Annotated in this window: 12 protein-coding genes; all 12 read right to left on the reverse strand. The window is 56.5% G+C overall.

What is annotated here, in order from left to right; all coding sequences use genetic code 11:
- The 12 genes from FE788_RS11255 to FE788_RS11310 all read right to left on the reverse strand — a co-directional run bounded on the left by FE788_RS11255 (position 1) and on the right by FE788_RS11310 (position 15,620).
- Positions 1–822 carry an ABC transporter permease gene (locus FE788_RS11255; RefSeq protein WP_138380728.1) on the reverse strand — a complete coding sequence of 274 codons (822 nt, stop codon included), beginning with the start codon at positions 820–822 and terminating at the stop codon, positions 1–3.
- Complete coding sequence (locus FE788_RS11260; RefSeq protein ID WP_138380729.1) at positions 819–1,742, reverse strand: ABC transporter ATP-binding protein; 924 nt, start codon at positions 1,740–1,742, stop codon at positions 819–821. Before FE788_RS11260 ends, FE788_RS11255 begins: the two co-directional genes overlap by 4 nt.
- Positions 1,735–3,048, reverse strand: a complete 1,314-nt coding sequence (locus tag FE788_RS11265; RefSeq protein ID WP_138380730.1) for a nitrous oxide reductase family maturation protein NosD — start codon at positions 3,046–3,048, stop codon at positions 1,735–1,737. The genes FE788_RS11260 and FE788_RS11265 overlap by 8 nt, the downstream gene beginning before the upstream one ends.
- Positions 3,045–5,006 carry a TAT-dependent nitrous-oxide reductase gene (gene nosZ, locus FE788_RS11270; protein ID WP_138380731.1) on the reverse strand — a complete coding sequence of 654 codons (1,962 nt, stop codon included), beginning with the start codon at positions 5,004–5,006 and terminating at the stop codon, positions 3,045–3,047. Before nosZ ends, FE788_RS11265 begins: the two co-directional genes overlap by 4 nt.
- A 48-nt stretch (positions 5,007–5,054) precedes the next feature.
- Positions 5,055–7,205, reverse strand: coding sequence for a NosR/NirI family protein (locus FE788_RS11275; RefSeq protein WP_168190387.1), 2,151 nt, complete (start codon positions 7,203–7,205; stop codon positions 5,055–5,057).
- A gap of 397 nt (positions 7,206–7,602) precedes the next feature.
- Entirely contained in the window at positions 7,603–9,384 is a 1,782-nt protein-coding gene (locus FE788_RS11280) for an aminotransferase class V-fold PLP-dependent enzyme (RefSeq protein ID WP_138380733.1), read from the reverse strand.
- 82 nt (positions 9,385–9,466) lie between these two features.
- Positions 9,467–9,928: an Lrp/AsnC family transcriptional regulator gene (locus tag FE788_RS11285; RefSeq protein WP_138380734.1), complete on the reverse strand. Its 462-nt coding sequence runs from the start codon at positions 9,926–9,928 to the stop codon at positions 9,467–9,469.
- A gap of 372 nt (positions 9,929–10,300) precedes the next feature.
- Positions 10,301–10,930, reverse strand: a complete 630-nt coding sequence (locus tag FE788_RS11290) for a glutathione S-transferase family protein (RefSeq protein WP_138380735.1) — start codon at positions 10,928–10,930, stop codon at positions 10,301–10,303.
- A gap of 111 nt (positions 10,931–11,041) precedes the next feature.
- Positions 11,042–11,713, reverse strand: coding sequence for a YceI family protein (locus FE788_RS11295; RefSeq protein ID WP_138380736.1), 672 nt, complete (start codon positions 11,711–11,713; stop codon positions 11,042–11,044).
- A 208-nt stretch (positions 11,714–11,921) separates the two neighbouring features.
- Positions 11,922–13,616, reverse strand: a complete 1,695-nt coding sequence (locus FE788_RS11300; RefSeq protein ID WP_138380737.1) for an FAD-binding protein — start codon at positions 13,614–13,616, stop codon at positions 11,922–11,924.
- Entirely contained in the window at positions 13,613–14,371 is a 759-nt protein-coding gene (locus tag FE788_RS11305; RefSeq protein WP_138380738.1) for an SDR family NAD(P)-dependent oxidoreductase, read from the reverse strand. Before FE788_RS11305 ends, FE788_RS11300 begins: the two co-directional genes overlap by 4 nt.
- On the reverse strand, positions 14,307–15,620 hold the full coding sequence (locus FE788_RS11310) for an NADH:flavin oxidoreductase (protein ID WP_138380739.1): 1,314 nt from the start codon (positions 15,618–15,620) through the stop codon (positions 14,307–14,309). The genes FE788_RS11305 and FE788_RS11310 overlap by 65 nt, the downstream gene beginning before the upstream one ends.
- Positions 15,621–15,663: the final 43 nt, after the last annotated feature.

The raw sequence follows: 15,663 nt of genomic DNA on the forward strand, positions 1-15,663 counted from the left end.
CTATAACTCCTTACGCCGAAAAATCAGCCAGCACCCTCCCAGGCCAGCTACCAACCAGAGCATCATGACCAGAACCAGCAGCTCGTGCCCGATATCCGTCCCCGCACTGCCCATGCCGGAAGCCAGCGCCATCGCCTCGGTCGAGGTGAGATTGAGCAAGCGGAACAAATCCGCAGGATTCAGAAAAAACAGCCCTGTTACCAGCCAGGATGGCAGATTTTCCCCTGCCAAAACCAGCAGACCCAGGAAAAGCAGGTCATAAATGATCACGAAAATCAACCAGATGCCGATGGCCAGACCAATCGCCGTGGCCCTTTCCTTTACCAGCACGCTGGATATGTACCCCAAAGCCAGGAAAATGGCACTCATCAGCAGGGCGCTGCCCACCAGCGCAGCAAAAGCCGTGATCGCATCGGTGCCGGGCGCGCCGGAACGCAGCCCTACCACCAGCGCCGCCGCCCCATACCCCATCAGGACGGCGAAACCAATGATCCCCATATGACCAAGAAACTTGCCCATCAGAAACTGTCCGCGCGTTACGGGATAGGACAGGGTCAGCATCAACGTACCCCGTTCCGCTTCGCCGACAATGGCGTCATGGCCTAAAAGCAGCGCAATCAGCGGCAACAGGAAAATGGACAGGCTGGCGAGGCTGACTGTGACGACGGACAGTGCACCCACGCTGACCTCACCGCCCGGCGCATTGCCCAGAAGCGCCAGCGACAGCGAGAACAGAATCATCAGGGACACCGCGGCCGTCACCCAGAAATTACGCATCCCGGTCTTGATTTCCTGCCGGGCCAGGATCAGAACGGGGGTCATGGATTATTCTCCTGTGCCATATGGGCGTAAAGTTCCCCCAGCGTGGGGGGAAAGGTTTCCAGATCACAGATCCCATCCGTCTGGCCCAGAATATCCCGCAGAATCTCCAACTTATGCGCGCCGGCACAGATAATTTCCAGATGCTCCTCTGCGGGGCTGGTCACCGTCGCCCCATTGGGCAGTAAAGCCCGGATCCGGTCCTGACAACCGGGTCGAGTCTTGAGCCTGATCCGCACCGGCAGGTCCGCCGCTGCCCGGATCTCCGGAAGGCTGCCGACCTTTAACAATTTTCCCCGCGCCATCACGGCAACCCGGTCCGCCTGATGTTCTAGTTCACTCAGCGCGTGCGAAGAAATCAGCACCGCGATGCCGGAAGCTTTCAGTTCCGCAACCAGGTTGTAAAATTCCAGCCGCGCCTCGGGATCAAGCCCGGTGGTGGGTTCGTCCAGCAACAGCAACCGCACCTCACCCAGCAGGGTTTGGGCAATGCCGAGCCGCTGACGCATACCCTTGGAATATTGCCGCACCCGCCGTCCCGCATCCCGTGACGACAGGCCCACCCGCTTGAGAAGCGGCTCACCGGCCTCGGCAGATAATCCCTTGAGGCGGGCATAAAATCGTATTACCTGGCGGCCGGTCATCCCTGGATCGAAGGCGACATTTTCCGGCAGATAGCCGATCAGCCCCTTCTCCCGGGCATTGCCGGGCTGGTTGGGGCCCCGCCCCAGAATTTCTACATCGCCAGCTTCCGGCTGGACAAACCCTAACAGTGTCTTGATCAGGGTGGATTTGCCGGATCCATTATGGCCCGACAGTACCAGACATTCCCCCCGCCGAATGTCAAGAGACACCTCCTTAAGGGCCTGAGTTCCATTATAAGTCTTGGAAACATTCATCAAACGCGCAATCGCATCAGTCATGGATTACCTCCCGCGCCCCGTCCATCAGGTCGGTTTCCAGGGCCAGTTTCGGGGGCTGCATCAACGGCGCCGGGTCAATCACACCGCCCGGGTGCAGCGCCGGCAATTGCCGTTGCGCATAGCGCAAAATCTCAATGGCCGGGCTTTTCAACAGCAGCTTGGCGTCTGGATGAGCCCAGATGATATGATCCACCAGATCATTGGGGCGATAGGGGCGATCGCCAATACCGTCACCACCCAGGTCATAATTGGCATAGTCGCTCCAGTAATTGCCACGCCCATCCCGTGACCAGTTCAATCGCCGCGTGCCCACATATTTCACCTGATGGCGATTACCGACAAAGGCATTACCGGTGATGACATTGCGTTCCGAACCGGCCGTAAAATGAATACCGATGGCGCAGCCCTCAAACCAGTTGCCGGTAAAAACATTGATATTGGCATTGTAGATGAAGGTGCATTTGCCGGCACTGTCTTTCACCTTGTTACCATCAATGGTCGAATTCAGCACATAATTCAGGAGCAATCCGTGATCCCGGTCGCCGACCGACAGATTGCGCCGAACATCAAGCTTTCGGGAATACATCAACGCATACCCCACATGATTGCCGTAGGAGCGATTCCCCCTCACCCGGCTGTCTTCGGTATACATGTAATGAATGGCAAAGCGCACATCCCGAAAGTCGTTATTGGTAAATTCATTGTCCCGGCTGGTGGTCACGAAAATGCCATCGCGACCATAGCGGACGACATTACGGTCCACAACCGCGCCCGGCGCGTTCCAGATATGGATGCCGTTGCCGCGTTCATTGAGGCGTGCGTCGCGCTGGCCGTGGATCACATTGTTGCGCACCACCGCCTTTCGGGCACCTTTTAGATAAATGCCGATCAGATTATTGCCCAGCCGGTTGTCCCGAATCACGCTACCCTCGCCCTTTTCCGTGACGAATATGCCGGCGTCTTCCCGCGACAGGTCGGACCCGGAATTCACCACCGTCACTCCCTGCACCACAACGCCGGGCGCATCCACGGTCAACACCCGGCCGCGTCCTTCACCATCCAGGCGGCTGTCAGGTGCCCCGATCAGGGTCAGGGGTTTGTCAATAACGAAATTTCCCGCATAGCGGCCATCCATGAGCCGGAGTACATCACCGGCCGACGCCTGGCGCAGACTGTCAGCCAGCGCCCCTGGCGCCACGGTATATTCGGCGGCATTTGCCGCCGAAATACCGAGCCAGAGTCCGGCAGTCAGAGTACCCCCCATTCCTGCCAGACTCAACAGGACTCTCACAATCCATCGCGTCATGTATTCCGCGGCTCCACCAGCATGCGGCCCCGCATTTCCATATGCAAGGCGTGGCAGAAGAACTGGCAGTAATACCAGTGCACGCCCGGCCGATCGGCCGTAAACGTGACGGAGACGGTCTCCTGCGGCGCAATTTCCACGGCAATACCGTAACCACCCAAGGTAAACCCATGACTCAGGTCATCAACCTCATCAATATTGGTGAGGATGATTGTCACCTCGTCGCCCTGTTTAACCTTGAATTCCTCCAGGCCAAATTGAGGCGCCAATGAATACATATAAACCCGGACCTTGTTCGGCCCCTTGCGGATGACCTTCGCGTCCTCTTCCAGGATGATGCCATCTTCCTTGGCCCACTGCCGTTCGACTTCAAACAGCGGATCGTCCCGATCAAATACGGCCTTCGGATTCACGATATCCCGACGCACGATAATACAGTCATGGGGTTCCGCATAGGTGGGGCCGTCATGGACCAGTTTCATCTTATCACCGGAAATGGAAATCAACTGGTCGTTCTCGGGCTTCATGGGACCCACATTGATGAAGCGATCCTTGGAGAACTTGTTGAGGGAAACCAACCACTTGCCGTCGGCTTCCTTGGTTTCGCCCATGGACGTGTGGTTATGTCCCGGCTGATAATGAACGTCGAGTTTTTCGATAATCGGATCAACTTTCTTACCGGCATAGGCCTGCTTGGCCTTTTCGATATTCCACTTGGCCACCTGGCTGTCGATAAACAGCGTGGTAAAGGCATTGCCCTTGCCGTCAAAGGCGGTATGAAGCGGCCCGAGCCCCAGTTCCGGCTCCGCCACCACCACGTCGCGGGGCTTGATCTTGTTTGCAAACAGGTCTGGCAGACGACGCACGTCAATCACCGTCACGGTCGGGGATAACTTGCCATTGATGCACAGATGTATCCCGTCCGGCGCCATATTACAGCCGTGCGGGCTGGAGGAGATAGGCACATAACGGGTATAGGGAGAATTCGCCTTTTTGCGGCCGTCAAGCACCTTGACGCCATTCATGACTTTATAATCCCCCTTCTTTACGCCTTCCTCAATGGCCTTGATGTCAAACATGACAGCCCAATCCTGTTCATTGGCGGTCATGCCAGCAAGGTTGGTGGCCTCTTCGGAGTTGTAGCAGGTGGAAAAGGCGTATTTGCCTTCATAATCCGCATCACAGTTATCCAGGTTGCCATCAACCAGCACCTGCCAGGCCACTTCCATCTTGTCGCCATCAATGGCGGTGAAGACGCATTTATATTTGCTGCTGTCTTCAAGAACGCTGCCATCATTAGGCATGGGCACCCGGTGTTCCGCATTAACGAAGACATAGCCGGTGCGCGGATAACGTTGCAGGCGCAGGCCGTGCATGTCGGACCCATTGGGCACCTCGATGACCTTGTCCACGCGCATAATGTCGCAGCGGATGCGGCACACCCGGGAATTCGCCTTGTCCTGGGCGAAGATATAACGGCCGTCATAGGTGCCGTCGGTAAACGACATATGCGGATGGTGCAGATCGCCATTCATAAACATGCCACCGCGGTTTTTCAGAAATTCCTTGGTTTCCGGCAGCAGGCCCTCAGTCATGATGCGTTTGCTGGCATTGGTAAAGCCCCAGCCGCGCGCGCCGTCAATATTGAATACCGGAATGCGCATCAGTTCGCGCATGGACGGCACGCCGAAGATGCGCACCTCGCCGCTCTGACCACTGGACCAAAACCCGTAATATTCGTCCAGTTGGCCGGGCATTACTGCCCCCTCGACGCCTTCTGCAGCCTGCGCCGAAGACAGGAGGTGACCTCCTTCGCCGAAAGTAAGGCCGCCAACACCGGCAAGACCCGCCAGCGCCGCCCCCCCGGCTGTTCCTCCAAGAAGGCCACGGCGGCTGATGGTCAGCGCCTTGTCCTTCTCGTGACCCGTATTCGGGTTTTCCTTCTTATCATTGGGCATAATACTCTCCTTTTTTGGATAAGTGATTTTTGGATAGGCTGTTATTTTTTATTTCTGTTGTTTTTTATTCTTCCCGGAATTGGCTTTTCTCTCCTGCAGCCTCGCTTTTTCCTCCCGTTGTTTTGCGCTAAGAGTGGAATCCGAAGCTTTCAGCAGGCGCTGCTCACGCTTGATGCGCTGCTGAATCATATGTGGGCAAAGCTGATCGTCATAATAGAGTTTCTGACAATCCAGGCAGTAGATGCATTCATTGACATTGATGCGCCCGTCCGGATGAATCGCCGCCGTCGGGCAGATATTGGCACAGCTCTGACAAGGGTTGCCACATTCCTTGTAGCGCTTTAGCCAGTCAAACATGCGCATCTTACCGGGAATAGCCAGCGCCGCGCCCAGCGGACACAGATAGCGACAGAAAAACCGTTCAATGAACAGGTTGACAACAATCAGCCCGCCGGCAAACAGCACATAGGGCCAGGCGCGATTGAAATTCATGATAATTGCCGTCTTGAACGGTTCCACCTCGGCCAGTGTTTCCGCCAGGCTCATGGAATAGAAAGAGACCGCAAATAACCCCAGGAAGATGATATATTTCACCGGCCACAGACGCTCATTCAACCCCCAGGGCAGTTCGATCTGCGGGATTTTCAGGAACCGACCCAGCCGGTTGGTCAGTTCCTGCAATGCGCCATAAGGGCACAGCCAGCCACAGAATACACCCCGCCCCCAGAACAGCATGCCGGCCGCAACACCGATCCACAAGATGAAGATCAGCGGCGCCATCAGGAAATACCCCCAACTGAAATCCGTAATCAGGGCGTTGGCAAAGGTCAATACATTGACCACCGACAACTGCGCATTCAGATAGAAGCCGAGCCAGAGCAGGACGATCACAAGAAAGGAAGTGCGCAGCCAGGTCATCAGCTTCTGCCGCCGCACCAACCAGTCCTGAAAGAAGAAAATCACCGTCAAAACGCCCAGTAACACGGCAAGAATCGCGATCTCGACCACGCTGCCCTTCCACATGCGCTGCCACAACAGGTTACGGGCCTCGGCCTCATCCTGAGGGGCGGCGGCGGTCGTCCCCTGCGGCGACACAGCCGGCAACAGTTCAATTCGCTTCAGATAGCGTTCCGGCAACTGATACCCCAGGTCAAAGCTTGTGAAACCTTTTTCCCGCGGTCCCGTCGCGCGACTGACCAGCAATTCGATGCGCCAGGGCTGGGTCGCCTCAAAGCCGGCACGCCGTGGAATATAAAATAGAGACACTTCTGTGAAATCCGGCGCGCCTTCGGCCTTCACATCGGACAGACGCTTGTGATGCCGGTCCCGGAACCGCACCGACCGGTCGCCTTGCACCAGTTGCAGGCGGTCAAAGACCCCGCCGCGCACATAGCCGGACCCTTTGAAGGAATACAGTCCCGATCCCATCACCAGAAAAGCCTGCTGCCCATCCTTGAGGCGCTTTTGAAGATTTCTGTATTCACGTTCCCCCAACAGGCTTTTGCCAATGGTAGGAACGCTGACCTGGGCCACATAAAGATCAATAAAACTGGCATTGGGATCTGGGTCTTCAACATTCTGCGCCGCAGCCATCTGACCGCTCTGCTCAAATGCCCGGGTGACCTCGCCCACCGTAAGCGACATGCGTCGGACCGACCCGTCCCCCACCAAATCCTCCCAGCTCCGTGTTTCCACGGGCCCATCTTTAAGGACCACCTTTTCCGATACGTCCTTTTTCTCGGCGGTCAGATGCCCCAAACCATATTGCCGGGCAATGATCAGCGCAGAGCGGCGGATGGAATCATCAATCACCATAATGGTTACTGTGGCCCCGGCGATAATGTCCAGGTCTGACAGATCCACCGGCGTGATGGTCTCCTGCACGATGTCATGCCCCACATAACCGTTGATATAATCACGGATCTGCGGTTCAGGAATGCCGATCAGAACAATCGGTTCATGATGATCCATCAAACGCGCGCCAATGATCTTACCGTCCATATCCAGGGCCACCAGCACATGGATAGGTTTGCCGGAATACCCCACGGCATTGACCACATCAGTATTGAGGAACGCATATCCTGCGTGTCTGCCGTCTTTCATCACCGGTGCCACGGGCGGTGTGCCCTCAATGGCGCCGAAGGCCTCTGCCCCAGACACCAGTTCACTCGCAGAAATTTCCCGCAGATATTTTGCCAAACCGGCGTTTGCCGCCTGGGCCGGCGATACCAGAAACACAAAACACAGCAGTAAAAACAGAACCGGAAGAAATAAAGAAAAGGAAATGACGCCGGGGTGGCATTTGCAATAACCTACTGAGCACATATTCAGAAATCCTCCGGATCCTTTATTACAGTTTCTTCAGAAACAACATATGCCGTCCCGGAGCATTTATCCAAAACAGGCCACAGCATTTGCCTTATCCCCCCGCTCGTTTCAGACCTGAAAAGACTAGCACATTGCGTTTTCTGAACAAAATGGAAAACAGAAAAAGTCATTTACACCACAGAGATAACCGATTCACAGCAGACTCCGGCACAACGCCGTCTGCGCAAAGTAACAAATGAGCCATGTCCCAGACTTGACCCACGTCAAGTCAGCTCTGACAATTTTCCCAATCCTGGGGAAGGGCAAACCAACGCAACCTTTCCACCTCTTCAGGCAGAGGGGACGACAGTAGGCGATCAGGCACCCGCGGCGCGGCGCGAAGGATGTCTTCCGCCGCCTTAAGATAATTCCGAAGATCGCCGGGCGAACAGGTCGTTGCGGCAGTTTCGCCTCTGTGGGCGAGAGTTTCAGACATGTTTTTATGCAGGGGGAAGACCAACGGCACTGCATCATTTTCCCCATCATCCCGGTGGATCCATTCCCCGCTACCAGCATGAAAGTCATATAGCGCATAGAGTTTCCAGCCATGTTCGGCAACCAGTTCCACGGCACGCAGGATATAATCGAATGTCTCGCGGTCGATGAAATAATTGAAATTGAGCCGCACCCAGCCCATTTTCAGAATATGAAACCCGGCCTCCACCGCCTTTTCCAACGCCGCGCTGCGGGCAGAATCCAGCCCCAGTAGCTCGTGACCATAAGGCCCTGCGCAGGAACACCCGCCGCGCACCTGGATCCCGAACAGATCATTCATCAACGCCGCCACAAACCCGAAATGCAGTGGGCGCCCCTGACGCAGAATATTAAACGATACGATGGAAATACGCGGCAGTTCCGGATTGCCCAGGATCTGAATATTCGGATTTTTTCCCCAGCGCCCAAGGGCCGTGCTGACCATCTCCCGTTCCAGCCGTTCAATCCGTTCTGCCCCGACGGTCTCTTTCAGTTTAAAAACCAGCCCGGCCCGGATCGATTCCACAATGGCCGGGGTGCCACCTTCCTCCCGGGCCTCCCCAGCCGGCAGATAAGTATGGGCCTGAGGCGTGACATACAGCACCGTTCCGCCCCCCGGCACCGCCGGCACCCGGTTGGTCAGGAGCGCCTTTTTAACCACCAGAACCCCCGGCGTGCCGGGCCCGCCAATAAATTTATGGGGCGAAATGAAGACTGCATCCAAACTGCTGTCGCCCTGATCGTCGGTCCTGCCGGTCACATCAATCCCCACATAGGGGGCGGCGGCCGCATAGTCCCAGAATGCCATGGCCCCGTGGCGGTGCAGAATCCGGCTTATGGCCCTCACCTCGCTCAACACGCCGGTGACATTAGAGGCGGCCGAGAAACTGCCAATTTTCAGGGGACGGTCCTGATAATGGTCAAGACAGTCTTCCAGGTGTCGCTGGTCAATAAGCCCTTCCGGAGTAAGGCGGATCACCACCAGATCGGCAATGGATTCCCGCCACGGCAGTTCATTGGAATGATGTTCATAAGGACCGATGAACACCACCGGTCGTTCCGCTTCGGGGATCCGGGCCAGAAAATCATAACGATCATTCAGGTCCGCTGGCAGGCGCAGGTTCAGAATGTCGATTAGCTTGTGAATGGCGGCCGTCGCCCCTGAGCCGTAAAAAATCACCAGATGATCCTCCCCCGCCTTGACGGCCTGTTTGATCATCTGGCGGGCGGCTTCCCGGCAGGCCGTGGTCCGTTTGCCACATACCGAACTTTCCGAATGGGTGTTGGCGTAAAAGGGCAGCACCTGATCACGGATATAGTCCTCGACGAAACCAAGCGCCCGCCCGGACGCTGTATAATCCGCGTAGATCAACGGCCGCCAGCCAAAGGCGGTGCGAAACAGTCGCCGTTCGCCAATTACCGACCGGCGAATTTTTTCGATAATGTCCGCCCCTGCCCCGGTCCCGGGTTCGGCCCCGGTCGGGACACCCCTTGCCCCGCCCCGGGCCGCCAAAATGGTTTTGATCAACTGTCTCATGATCCGGCTGCACTTTGTCGTTTCATGCCATCCTGTTCTTTCATTCAGGACGAATTGGGCACCGGGGTTTCTTGTCTGCGCCCTATTTCCTCAGCGGCAGTTCCGTGGTGTTTTTCAGCTCTTCCATCGCAAAATTGGAGGTCACATCGGTCAGGCTGGTGGCATCAATCAGACGTTTATAAAATTCGTCATAGGCTGCGATATCGGAAACCACAACCCGGAGCAGATAGTCATATTCCCCCGCCATCCGGTAAAATCCCACCACTTCGGGAAAACGTTTGACCGTTTCCGAAAATTTCTCCAGCCAGGCACGATTGTGCTGCGACGTTTTGACCTGAACAAACACCGATACCCCAAGATTAAGTCTCTCTGCATCCAGCAAGGCCACCCGGCGTTTGATCACACCGCTTTTTTCCAGCTTCTGAATGCGCCGCCAACAAGGGGTTTTGGTCAGTCCCACACGCTGCGCCAACTCGTCGATAGAAAGACTAATATCCCTCTGAATTAAGTCAAGAAGTTTCAAATCTGTGATATCAAAGTCCATTTTGATCTATCTTTTTAGTTATAAAGAGAATTTTATTCTATAGCCTATACCCTGAAAACAGGCTCTCGGCAACCCCGTTCCCGCCGATCGCACGCCTGCGAAACACAGTTTCCGGAATCGCCCCGAAAAAAGAGCCGCTCGGAGCCCAAAAAGTTCGTTTAAAACAAAATAAAGGAGGCTTTTCCCGCGCCGGTGCGCGCCGCACACCCGAATGGGTATAGTCTGCTCCACCGACTCGCCTGGAGCCTCAAGGTGGTGTGCAAACTCCATGGTTCCCTTAAGAAGACGACAGATATGTCGCAAGATTTTCAAGCGCGCCGGCCCACCCCAGACGCTGCCCGGCAATCATGGTCACACCGACCAATACCGCGGTCATGTGTGGTCCTGCTGGGGGGTAAGCTGATCATCCAGTTCCTTGGCCCGCCTGCAAGCAGGCCGATCTTTGAGACGGTCCCAGTAGGCGATAAATTCCGGACGTTCCGGCATGGTGCCAAACTGAATCCCCCATCCGACATGCGCCCCCACATAGACATCAGCAGCCGAAAACTTTTCTCCGGCGATATAGTCGCTCTGGGAAACGGCATAGGCCAGCGTGTCTATCACGTTCTCATAGGTACCATATCCTGCCATCCTTTGTTGGTCCGCGGGCACCTCAACCCCGAGCGCCTTATTTGTCAGCGCCGCCTCCATCGGCCCCGCCCCGAAAAAAAGCCAGCGATAATAGGCGCCTCGTCGTGCCGGGGGCGGCGCCAAACCGGCCTCGGGAAAAGCATCGGCAAGATAAGCACAGATGGCCGCGCATTCCGTTACAATCATATCCCCGTGGCGCAGGGCCGGCACCTTGCCCATGGGATTGATCGCCAGATAGTCGGCCGATTTCATGGCGGGCCCATAGTCGATCACCCGGGTATCATAGGCCACACCGGTTTCTTCCAGCATCCAGCGCACAATACGCCCGCGCGACATGGGGTTGGTATAAAAAACAAGGCTTGTATCGGACATGGACGATCTCCTTTTACGGGCTCTGATCTGAAAAAAATCTGTTTCTGCGATTATACTTCTTTGGGAATGGCAGGACTTCAACTCCGTCCGGCCTGTTCTCTAACACAAGGCTCATTCGACAAGCGGCGGGCCGGTAAACTCAGCTTCGATGATAACGTCTACCCTGTCCCCGACACCAAAACTGGACCCTTCCGGCGGCAAGCCGTAAGCCATGCCGAACTCAGAACGTTGAAAGCTCCCCATAGCTGAAAAACCGATCCGTGCGGCCGGGTCATGGGGAATCATGCCCGCATAGCCGCCGTTGAAACGGGCTTCCAGCGCGACGGGTTTTGTCACCCCGTGCAGGCTGAGGTGACCATGAATGCGCATGGTCCGCGGGCCGGTCATTTCGATGGCGGTTGAAGCATAGGTGATTTCCGGATAACGCGCCACATCAAGCCAGCCCGGCCCCTGTAGTTTTTTATTAAAATCAAACCCCGGATCGGGATAATCGGTTTCAAGGGAAGTCGGATCAATTTTTGCCCGCACCCATGATGCGACAGGATTGACGGGATCGAAATGAACGCTGGCCTCGAAACGGGTAAAGCGCGCCGTATAATTGGAAAATCCCAGATGATTGACCCGAAACAGCAGGCTGGCATGCGCCTGGTCAAGCGTATACAGCCCCGCTGGCGCTGCTGTCTCTGCCGGGATTGGCGCCTGATCCCCGCCATAGACCGCGCCGCCTGCCCCGCAAAACGCCATGACGAACACTAGCCCCGCGGTCTTCCCAACCCATTTCATGCCTCTCTCCCTTTTGACCCTGATCAGGGCAACCCGGCCCGGATGGCGCCCTATCGCCCCCTTTCCCCCCTTTGGAACAAAGGGCATCGAATGTGGCCCGACATCTCGACAATACCGCAAAACGGCATGTGATGACAGGCCCAAAGCTGTCTTTGGCCTCTCATTATACAGGATAGGGGCTGGATAGGGGCTATGTCCGGCCCAGTGCTCAATTGGTGGTCAGGTCAAGGGCGGCCAGATAGCCGAACGTCATCGCCGGCCCCAAAGTGGAGCCGGCCCCGGGATAGCCCGCCCCCATCACGGAAGCTGCACAGTTGCCTATGGCATATAACCCTTCGATGGGGCAGCCGGTTTTGTCCAGGACCCGGGCCTTGCTGTCCGTCAACAGCCCGCCTTTGGTACCGATATCACCGGGGTAAACTTTCATGCCGTAATAAGGAGGTGTCTCAACAGGCATCAGACACGGATTGGGCTTAACCTGCCGGTCGCCGTAATATTGGTCATAATAACTTTCGCCCCGATGGAAGGCCGGGTCCTCCCCCTTCCGGGCATGCCGGTTGAATTCTTCCAGCGTCGCCATGAGCCCGTCCGGATCAACCCCCATCTGCGCCGCCAGCTCAGATATGGTTTCCGCCTTGAACAAAAGGCCCTCGCGCACCGCCTTGGGCAATGCCCTATCGGGCTGGATATTGCCCGGCATCAGGGGCCCCAACGGATATTGCTTCCGAAACCGGGAGTCAAAGATGATATTGGCTGGCACGGCACCGCCGCCTTTTTCATGGGCTTCATAATAGGACACGGCGGATTCCAGATAGGGCATCGCTTCATTACTGAACCGCTGGCCATGGCTGTTGACGACGACAAGGCCGGGCAAGGAGCGTTCCGCAAACAATACGCGCGCCGTTGGTTCTCCCGGCACCGGAATTGTTGGCGCCCACCATGCGTGTTCCATCAAGCCGGTCGCCGCGCCATGCGCCAGGCCGACCCGGATCGCATCGCCCGTATTGTAGCGGTTGCCCCCGCTCCACCCGGCAGAGGTCGGCGAGGGCAGATATTGTTCGCGCATTTTCTGATTATGTTCAAAGCCGCCCGCCGCCAGCACCACGCCCCGACGCGCCCTGACCCGGAGCTTCCCCCCCTTATGGTTTAGCACAGCTCCGTTCACCCTGCCGTTCTGGACGATCAGGTCGGTAAAGGCGGTCTGCAACAACAGGTCAACCCGTCGCCGTTTCAGGGACAGGCGCAGCCGTCCGGTCAATGCATTGCCCAGGGTCAGCCGGCGGTCCTTTCGGCTTTGCAGGCGGGTCCGCAAATCCAGCCAGTATTTGGCCATAAGCTTCAGGCCCAGCTTCTGCGCCCCCGGAGCCTGTGTGAGCATCATGCGTCCTTCCGCCATGGTAATGGCAACCCGCCCGTAAATCAGGGTTTGTACATGCGGGGGGCGCTGCTTTAAAAAATCCTCCCCCAGCAGCCAGCCATCCAGCGGCACAGGCTCCAGGGTGCGGAACCCTTCCCGTCCGCCCGGCTTTTCGGGAAAATAATCCGGATAGGGGGCCGGCTGATATTTGACATCCGAATGATCTTCAAGATATTTCAGCATTTCTGGCGCATGGGTGATATAAGCCAGAAGTTTTTCCTCTGGAACCAGTCCTCGGGTCATTTCCTTCATATAGGCCAGGGCCGCCTCAGGAGAATCCTGTTCTCCCCGAGCCCTCATCAAATGATTGTCGGGAATCCAGATGGCGCCCCCGGACATGGCGGACGTGCCCCCGAACAGATCACTTTTTTCCACCACCAGAACCCGGGCCCCATGATCATGCGCCACAAGAGCCGCAGTCATGGCGCCGGCGCCGGAACCTATGACCAGTACATCCGTCTCCTGCTCCCATTGCGCCGCGCTCATACGCCATATCCCCCGGCCACCGAAATGGTCTGCCCCGTGACATAAGACGCCCGGGACGACGCCAGATACAACACCGCTTCCGCCACATCTTCGGGCTGGCCGAAACGTTTCAGCGCCAGACCTTTCAGGACCTCCTCGCACCAGGTTTCATCAAACACGCCCTTTTCTCGCAGCCGTAAAAAGATTCCGGTTTCGATCACCCCCAAAAGAACACTGTTGGCACGTATCCGATATTTGCCTTCCTCTTTTGCAATGCCCTGGATAAGGGATTCAATGGCGGCCTTGGGAGCAACAGACAACACATCTTTTTCCGGCCATTTCAGCAACCCGGCCGAACTGATATGAACATATGATCCCCCCTCCGCCCGCAACAGAGGAAGGGAATGACGGACCACATGAAAAAAACCGTTCAGATCCTGTTCAATAACGTCACGCCATAACGCCGGGGAAACCTCACTGATGTGGAGCTGGGGAATATCATATCCCGTAGCCATCACCACGGTATGAAGCCCGGCATATGTGCTGGCAACATGATTGAAAAAGGCCGCCACAGCCTGTTCATCGCGCACATCCAGCGGTCTGCAGGCAACGCGGGCTCCCCCACGGCTTAATTCTTCAACGATCTGTTCAGCCCGGCATAGGTTATTATGATAGGTAAAACACACCTCTGTACCGGCCTCAACGAGTTTTTCACATATGGTCCGGCCGACACCGCCCGTACCGCCGATCACCACCGCCACCCCTTCTGGAAACATGATTTTTCCTTTCTTGGATCGTTTCTTTGATCATTTCTTGGATCTGGAGTTGATCATTATCCGGCAAGGACAGGGCACACCTTACCCCGCCCGGACGCGCCATTTCCCCCACGCATTTGTTACACGGCCTACAGGTGGATGTTTTCTGTTTTCCCGCCTGATAGCGGGCAATCAGGTCCGGTTGATGAATGAGAGCCCTCCCCATTGCCACCATGTCAAACCCTTCTGCCATCGCCTTGTCCAGATGCGCCAGATGCTTGATCCCTCCAAGCAGAACCAGCGGCATCCGAACCGCCGTGCGTATTTTCCGGGCCAGTGGCAAAAAATACATATCCTCATAAGGCATGTCATAAAAGGCTGCCTTGCCCCCCAGTTTCAGGATCCAGCGATGCCACCAGGATGCTTCGCTGGCGATCATGGCCTCAAGCGGAGACTGTCCGCGAAACAGATACATGGGCGTGCGACTGACAAAACCGCCGGACATGACAAGAGCGTCCGCCCCTTCTTTTTCCAAAATTTGCGCCACCCGTATCGCCTCCTCGATCGTCAGTCCTCCCTCAAAACCGTCACACAAGTTCATTTTGATCAGGATCGGCAGATCCGCCCCCACCTGCCCGCGCACCCGTTGAAGCACTTCTACCGGGAAACGCATTCGGTTGATAAGTGTCCCGCCATATTGGTCCTGGCGGCGATTGGTGGCGGGACTGATAAACTGGCTTAACAGATATCCATGCCCCATATGGATTTCTAACGCATCAAACCCAGCCTCTCTGGCGACGGCTGCGGCCCGGCCATACGCCTCCACCGTCCGGGCGATTTCATTGACGGTCATGGCTCTGGCAAAGGGAATGCCAGAAAACAGGCCGTAACTGTTCAACGAAAAAGACGGGCCCTGAGCCCAGAAGGAGGACAGGGTGGGGCTGCGGGTAAAGGCCCCGCAATGACTGAGCTGGATGGCCGCTGCTGCCCCTTCCCGATGCACCGCATCGGTCAGTTTTCTCAGAGGGGAAATGACCCGGTCATCGAGTATAATCTGATCCTTGAAGGTCAGCCCGTCGCCCGAGACGCCCCCATAAGCCACCGTGGTTAACGCCACCCCGCCCGCCGCCATCCCCCGATGGTATTCCGTCAAGTGTTTTGTCGGAATACCCCCGGGGGTCATGCCTTCATAAGTCGCGGCCTTGATCACCCGGTTGCGCAGTCTCAAACTGCCCAAGCGCAGCGGCTCAAATGCTTTACTTTTCACCATATCGGCATCCTGCTTACGCGATCCGACGGGCCGTTTCCCCGAC

It is taken from the genome of Luteithermobacter gelatinilyticus, from assembly GCF_005849285.1.
GTDB classification, from domain to species: Bacteria; Pseudomonadota; Alphaproteobacteria; order Sphingomonadales; family Emcibacteraceae; genus Luteithermobacter; species Luteithermobacter gelatinilyticus.

Coding starts and splice junctions, on each gene's coding strand:
- FE788_RS11285 (WP_138380734.1), bottom strand. CDS start 9,928: ATGGACTTTGATATCACAGATTTGAAACTTCTTGACTTAATTCAGAGG.
- FE788_RS11255 (WP_138380728.1), bottom strand. CDS start 822: ATGACCCCCGTTCTGATCCTGGCCCGGCAGGAAATCAAGACCGGGATG.
- FE788_RS11300 (WP_138380737.1), bottom strand. CDS start 13,616: ATGAGCGCGGCGCAATGGGAGCAGGAGACGGATGTACTGGTCATAGGT.
- FE788_RS11310 (WP_138380739.1), bottom strand. CDS start 15,620: ATGGTGAAAAGTAAAGCATTTGAGCCGCTGCGCTTGGGCAGTTTGAGA.
- FE788_RS11265 (WP_138380730.1), bottom strand. CDS start 3,048: ATGACGCGATGGATTGTGAGAGTCCTGTTGAGTCTGGCAGGAATGGGG.
- nosZ (WP_138380731.1), bottom strand. CDS start 5,006: ATGCCCAATGATAAGAAGGAAAACCCGAATACGGGTCACGAGAAGGAC.
- FE788_RS11280 (WP_138380733.1), bottom strand. CDS start 9,384: ATGAGACAGTTGATCAAAACCATTTTGGCGGCCCGGGGCGGGGCAAGG.
- FE788_RS11260 (WP_138380729.1), bottom strand. CDS start 1,742: ATGACTGATGCGATTGCGCGTTTGATGAATGTTTCCAAGACTTATAAT.
- FE788_RS11305 (WP_138380738.1), bottom strand. CDS start 14,371: ATGTTTCCAGAAGGGGTGGCGGTGGTGATCGGCGGTACGGGCGGTGTC.
- FE788_RS11290 (WP_138380735.1), bottom strand. CDS start 10,930: ATGTCCGATACAAGCCTTGTTTTTTATACCAACCCCATGTCGCGCGGG.
- FE788_RS11295 (WP_138380736.1), bottom strand. CDS start 11,713: ATGAAATGGGTTGGGAAGACCGCGGGGCTAGTGTTCGTCATGGCGTTT.